We start from the raw sequence: 6,063 nt of genomic DNA on the forward strand, positions 1-6,063 counted from the left end.
CGCTGATCCACTGGCTGCCGGCACCCGCCAGCAGCGGCCCGATCAGGCAACCAATCCCCCACAGCTGGGCGATGTGCGCGTTAGCCCGCACCAGCGCATCGTCGCGATAACGCTCGCCGATCAGGATCAACGACAAGGTGAACAACCCGCCAGCGCTGGCGCCGAACAGCACCCACAAAGGCCAGATCAGCAGCGTGTCGATCAGCAGCGGGATTGCCAGGCTCGACATCAGCAGGACCACCGCACAACCGGTGAACAACGCCCGTCGCGACAAGCGATCGGCCAACGCACCAATCGGCAATTGCAGCACCGCATCGCCGACCACCACCGTACTAACCATCGCCAGGGCGATCTCCGTGGTGAAGCCCTGGCGCAGGCAGTAGACCGGCAACAGCGTCAGAATCATTGCCTCGAACGCGGCGAACAGCGACACCGCCCAGGCAATCGCCGGCAGGCCACGACAGAACTCAAGCAAATCACGCAGGGTCACACTGCTGGCTTCACTGCTCGGCGCGCCACTGCGGCCCAACAACAGGAACGGCGCAGCCATCAGCAAACCGACGCCCACCCAAAAGCCATAGTCATGCTCGGTGCCAAGGAAGCCCAGCAACACCGGGCCTGCCAGCTGACTCAGTGCGTAGCTGCTGCCATACAGCGCCACCAGCCGCCCGCGCCATTGCTCTACCACCAGTTGATTGATCCAGCTTTCACCGATGATGAATACGAGGGTCAGGATCACCCCGATCATCAGCCGCAGCACCAACCAGACCGGATAGCTCGGCAACAGGGCCAGCAAACCGATCGAAACCGCCCCGGCCCACAGGCACAGGCGCATCAGATTGGCCGTGCCTAATCGCGCCGCCAGATGGCTGGAGATTTTCGCTCCCAGCAGGACGCCGATGGCCGGCATCGCCGCCATCACGCCAATGGCAAACGAGCCGTATCCCCAGCCCTCCAGACGAAACGACACCAACGGCATGCTGACACCCAGGGCCAGGCCGACACTCAGGACAGACGCCAACACGGCGAAATAAGTCGCCCAACGCATGTTCCACGCTCCTGTGGATTGATTTTTTCTTCAGGACACACAAAACAAATGTGGGAGCGGGCTTGCTCGCGAAGCGGCCATCACATCCAACATCAATGTTGGCTGATACACCGCCTTCGCGAGCAAGCCCGCTCCCACAGGGGATCTGCGTCGTTCGGGAGGCCTGCTGCCTCCCTCACGAGCTTACAACTTGATCCAGGTCGCCTTCAGCTCGGTGTACTTGTCGAACGCGTGCAGCGACTTGTCGCGGCCGTTGCCGGACTGCTTGAAGCCACCGAACGGTGCGGTCATGTCGCCGCCATCGTACTGGTTGACCCACACGCTTCCGGCACGCAGTGCGCGGGCGGTGAGGTGAGCCTTGGAGATGTCAGCCGTCCAGACTGCGGCGGCCAGGCCGTACGGCGTGTCGTTGGCGATCGCGATGGCTTCTTCGGCGCTGTCGAATGCGATGACCGACAGTACCGGGCCGAAGATTTCTTCCTGGGCGATTTTCATCGCGTTACTCACACCGTCGAAAATCGTCGGCTCAACGTAAGTACCGCCAGTTTCCTGGAGCGTACGCTTGCCACCGGCCACCAGCTTGGCGCCGTCGGCATGACCGGACTCGATGTAGGACAGCACGGTATTCATCTGTTGGGTATCGACCAGAGCGCCAACATTGGTAGCCGGGTCCAGCGGGTTGCCCGGCTTCCAGGTTTTCAGCGCCTCGATCACCAGCGGCAGGAATTTGTCCTTGATCGAACGCTCCACCAGCAGGCGAGAGCCAGCAGTGCAGACTTCACCCTGGTTGAAGGCGATGGCACCCGCAGCCGCTTCGGCAGCGTCTTGCAGGTTCGGCGCATCGGCGAACACGATGTTCGGGCTCTTGCCGCCGGCTTCGAGCCAGACGCGCTTCATGTTCGACTCGCCGGAGTAGATCAACAGCTGCTTGGCGATTTTGGTCGAACCGGTGAACACCAGGGTGTCGACATCGTTGTGCAGGGCCAGGGCCTTGCCGACGGTGTGACCGTAACCCGGCAGCACGTTCAGCACGCCTTTCGGGATGCCGGCTTCGACAGCCAGTTCAGCGATGCGAATGGCGGTCAGCGGGGATTTTTCGGACGGTTTGAGGATCACCGAGTTACCGGTGGACAGCGCAGGACCGAGTTTCCAGCACGCCATCATCAGCGGGAAGTTCCACGGCACGATAGCGCCAACAACACCCACCGGTTCACGAGTCACAAGACCCAACTGGTCATGCGGAGTGGCCGCTACTTCGTCGTAAATCTTGTCGATGGCTTCGCCGCTCCAGCTCAGGGCTTGCGCCGCGCCGGGAACGTCGATGTACAGGGAATCGCTGATCGGCTTGCCCATGTCCAGGGTTTCAAGCAGGGCCAGCTCTTCGGCGTGCTGTTTCAGCAGGCCGGCGAAACGGATCATGGTGGACTTGCGCTTGGTCGGCGCCAGGCGCGACCAAACACCGGAATTGAAGGTGGCGCGGGCGTTCTCCACGGCGCGCTGGGCATCGGCGACGTCACAGCTGGCAATCTTGCCCAGCAGACGGCCATCGACCGGGCTGATGCACTCGAAAGTCTCGCCGGAGACGGCGTCGGTGTATTCGCCATTGATATAGGCGCGGCCTTCGATTTTCAGGTCGCGGGCACGTTGTTCCCAGTCGGCACGGGTCAGGGTGGTCATGCGAGTGTCCTCCTCTTATTGATACGACACCCGCGATCTTCGCGGGCGCTGTCAGGAATTCTGCCCGGCCAGCCTGCTTTTCGGCCCAAGGCATCCCCCACCCTAAACCAGCCGCACATGAAGTTTCAATATATTTGACATAACGCCGGCAAACGGCCTTGCGATGTTCATTTTAATAAACATAGACTCTTGGCAAATCAACCACTCGCGCCGTAATCACGGGGGATAACAACAATGAACATCCAGAACGTCGTCGACTTCAGCCTGGCCACCACCGCCGCCGAACGCTACCGCCCGGATCCGGCCAAAGTGCTCAAGGGCGACCCTGAGCAAGCGGTCTACAACCACTACAATAGCCCTTGCGGCCAGCTGAACGCCGGGGTGTGGGAAGGGGCTGTCGGCCAGTGGACGGTGAACTTCACTGAACACGAATACTGCGAAATCGTGCAGGGTGTTTCCGTGCTGCGTGACCTCGACGGCAATGCCAAGACCCTGCGCGCGGGCGACCGCTTCGTGATTCCGGCAGGCTTTCGTGGCACCTGGGAAGTACTGGAGGCGTGCCGCAAGATCTACGTGGCGTTTGAACAGAAGGCTTGAAGGATTTGCGCTGCCTGAGCCGGCCCCTTCGCGGGCAAGCCCGCTCCCACATTCGAGCTCCGGTGAACACCACATTTGTGTCCGGCGCCAACCAAGTGTGGGAGCGGGCTTGCTCGCGAAGGGGCCCTGACAGGCACTGCATAACCCACAGACAACAAAAAAGGCCCGTATCTCGCGATACGGGCCTTTTTCGTAAGAGGGAAAAATCAATTACTTGATTTTGCCTTCCTTGTAGATCACGTGCTTGCGAACAACCGGATCATATTTCTTGATCTCGATTTTGTCCGGGGTAGTACGCTTGTTCTTGTCGGTAGTGTAGAAGTGACCAGTACCGGCGCTCGAAATCAAACGAATCAATTCACGCATGATTAGCTCCCTTAAACCTTGCCATCGCGGCGAAGTTCGGCCAGCACGACAGTGATGCCACGCTTGTCGATGATACGCATGCCTTTGGCAGATACGCGCAGACGCACAAAACGTTTCTCTTCTTCAACCCAGAAGCGGTGATGCTGCAGGTTCGGCAGGAAACGACGACGGGTTTTGTTGTTTGCGTGGGAAATGTTATTCCCAGTCACCGGACCCTTACCGGTAACTTGACATACTCTAGACATGCCTCAGCCCTCTAAAACCACATGCCCAACCCGGCATGGGTTGGCCGCTTAATCTCTCAGTCATTTGGCGCCAGGCGCCGCGTTTCTTTAGAGGTCTTACCGGCTACACCTACAGTGAAGGAACCGGGCCCCTAGAAAAGAGCGCTGCTTTATACCAGAAAGACTGAAGAGCAACAACATTCAGTGTGCGTTGAATTCACAAAAACCCCGTTTTCCGGGCTCCGAGCGCCTTGGACAAAGGCTATCGTCGATGGCGACCGCTCGTCGCAGAGAATCGGCCAACCGGCCAAATCAGGATTTTGCTCGCCCGTCTCACAGAAAATTGAGGCGCTATAGTCCCCTCAAAATGAAAAAGGGGATAGTCATTTGCAAAAGAGCCCACTAGGGTAAGCTTTTTCCAGACTGCACTTGCAGATGGGCCTTCGATCTGTAAAGGAAGCCGACCATGCGCCTCGCTGCCCTACCGCTGTTGCTCGCCCCGCTTCTGCTGAGCCCACAGGCCTTTGCCGCCGCCCTGAGCGTCTGCACCGAGGCCAGCCCTGAAGGCTTCGACGTGGTGCAGTACAACTCGCTGACCACCACCAACGCCTCGGCCGATGTGTTGATGAATCGCCTGGTGGACTTTGACACGGCCAGTGGCAAAGTGGTCGCCAGTCTCGCCGACAGCTGGGAAGTCAGCCCCGACGGCCTGACCTACGTCTTCAAGTTGCACCCGCAGGTGAAATTCCATCGCACCGAGTATTTCAACCCGACGCGCGACCTGAGCGCCGAAGACGTGATTTTCAGCTTCGACCGCATGCTCGACCCGGCCAATGCGTGGCACAAAGTCGCCCAGAGCGGCTTCCCCCATGCTCAATCGATGCAGTTGCCTGCACTGATCAAGAAGATCGACGCCCTCGATCCGCAGACCGTACGCTTCACCCTCGACCACCCGGATTCGACCTTCCTGGCAACCCTGAGCATGGGCTTCGCCTCGATCTATTCGGCCGAATACGCCGACAAACTGATGAAGGCCGGCACACCCGAGAAGCTCAACAGCCAGCCGATCGGCACAGGGCCATTCGTTTTCACCCGCTTCCAGAAGGACGCCTCGGTTCGCTACAAAGCCAACACCGAATACTTCGGTGGCAAACCCTCTGTAGATCCGCTGATCTTCGCCATCACCCCGGACGCCAACGTGCGCCTGCAGAAATTGCGCCGTAACGAATGCCAGATCGCCCTGTCGCCCAAGCCTCTTGACGTACAGGAAGCGCTGAAAGAGCCGACGCTGAAAGTCGAAAAGACTGATGCGTTCATGACCGCATTCGTCGGCATCAACAGCCAGCATCCGCCATTGGACAAGCCTGAAGTCCGCCAGGCCATCAACCTTGCCTTCGACAAGGCCAACTATGTCAAAGCCGTGTTCGAAGACACTGCCGAGGCGGCCAACGGTCCGTATCCACCCAACACCTGGAGCTACGCGAAAGGCCTGCCGGGTTACCCTCACGACATCGCGAAGGCCAAAGCCTTGATGGCCAAGGCCGGACTCAAGGACGGCTTCCAGACCACCATCTGGACCCGCCCTTCCGGCAGCCTGCTTAACCCCAACCCAAGCCTTGGCGCTCAACTGCTTCAGTCTGACCTCGCGGAAATCGGCATTCAGGCTGAAATCCGCGTGATCGAATGGGGCGAACTGATCCGCCGCGCCAAGGCCGGTGAACATGACTTGCTGTTCATGGGCTGGGCCGGTGACAACGGTGACCCGGACAACTTCCTCACGCCGCAGTTTTCCTGCGCCGCGGTCAAGTCCGGTACCAACTTCGCCCGCTACTGCAATCAGGACCTGGACAAGCTGATCAGCGCCGGCAAGACCACCGGCGAGCAAGGTGTGCGCAGCAAACTCTACGAACAGGCCCAGGCGCAGATCCAGCAGCAGGCGCTGTGGCTACCACTGGCTCACCCGACGGCCTTCGCGCTGACACGCAAGGATGTCGAGGGGTACTCGGTCAGCCCGTTCGGCCGACAGGATTACTCGAAGGTAAACCTCAAATAATCCGCCCCACTACAAAACCCTGTGGGAGCGGGCTTGCTCGCGAAGAGGGAGTGTCAGTCGCCATCAATGCTGACTGATACACCGCTTTCGCGAGCAAG

6 protein-coding genes are annotated in these 6,063 nt (G+C 59.6%); 2 read left to right on the forward strand and 4 right to left on the reverse strand.

The features are described 5' to 3' along the window. Together PMI34_RS06265 and PMI34_RS06260 are read right to left on the reverse strand one after the other, a co-directional pair. On the reverse strand, positions 1 to 1,048 hold a 1,048-nt coding region (locus PMI34_RS06265; protein WP_008052616.1), incomplete at its 3' end, for an MFS transporter. A gap of 183 nt (positions 1,049 to 1,231) precedes the next feature. Then, positions 1,232 to 2,725 (reverse strand): aldehyde dehydrogenase, encoded by a 1,494-nt coding sequence (locus tag PMI34_RS06260; protein WP_008052618.1) that lies wholly within the window; start codon positions 2,723 to 2,725, stop codon positions 1,232 to 1,234. A 234-nt stretch (positions 2,726 to 2,959) separates the two neighbouring features. On the opposite strand from PMI34_RS06260, the gene PMI34_RS06255 reads away from it, so the two are divergent. Continuing rightward, on the forward strand, positions 2,960 to 3,322 hold the full coding sequence (locus PMI34_RS06255) for a cupin domain-containing protein (RefSeq protein ID WP_008052619.1): 363 nt from the start codon (positions 2,960 to 2,962) through the stop codon (positions 3,320 to 3,322). A gap of 210 nt (positions 3,323 to 3,532) precedes the next feature. On the opposite strand, the gene rpmG is transcribed toward PMI34_RS06255, so the two are convergent. Together rpmG and rpmB are read right to left on the reverse strand one after the other, a co-directional pair. Next, complete coding sequence (gene rpmG / locus PMI34_RS0127465) at positions 3,533 to 3,688, reverse strand: 50S ribosomal protein L33 (protein ID WP_003177274.1); 156 nt, start codon at positions 3,686 to 3,688, stop codon at positions 3,533 to 3,535. A gap of 11 nt (positions 3,689 to 3,699) precedes the next feature. Then, positions 3,700 to 3,933, reverse strand: coding sequence for a 50S ribosomal protein L28 (rpmB, locus tag PMI34_RS06250; protein ID WP_007975166.1), 234 nt, complete (start codon positions 3,931 to 3,933; stop codon positions 3,700 to 3,702). A 445-nt stretch (positions 3,934 to 4,378) separates the two neighbouring features. Between rpmB and PMI34_RS06245 the strand changes: the two genes are divergently transcribed. Further along, positions 4,379 to 5,965: an ABC transporter substrate-binding protein gene (locus PMI34_RS06245; RefSeq protein WP_008052621.1), complete on the forward strand. Its 1,587-nt coding sequence runs from the start codon at positions 4,379 to 4,381 to the stop codon at positions 5,963 to 5,965. The last annotated feature ends 98 nt before the right edge of the window (positions 5,966 to 6,063 follow it).

The sequence above is a fragment of the Pseudomonas sp. GM74 genome (assembly GCF_000282455.1).
Classification (GTDB): Bacteria; Pseudomonadota; Gammaproteobacteria; order Pseudomonadales; family Pseudomonadaceae; genus Aquipseudomonas.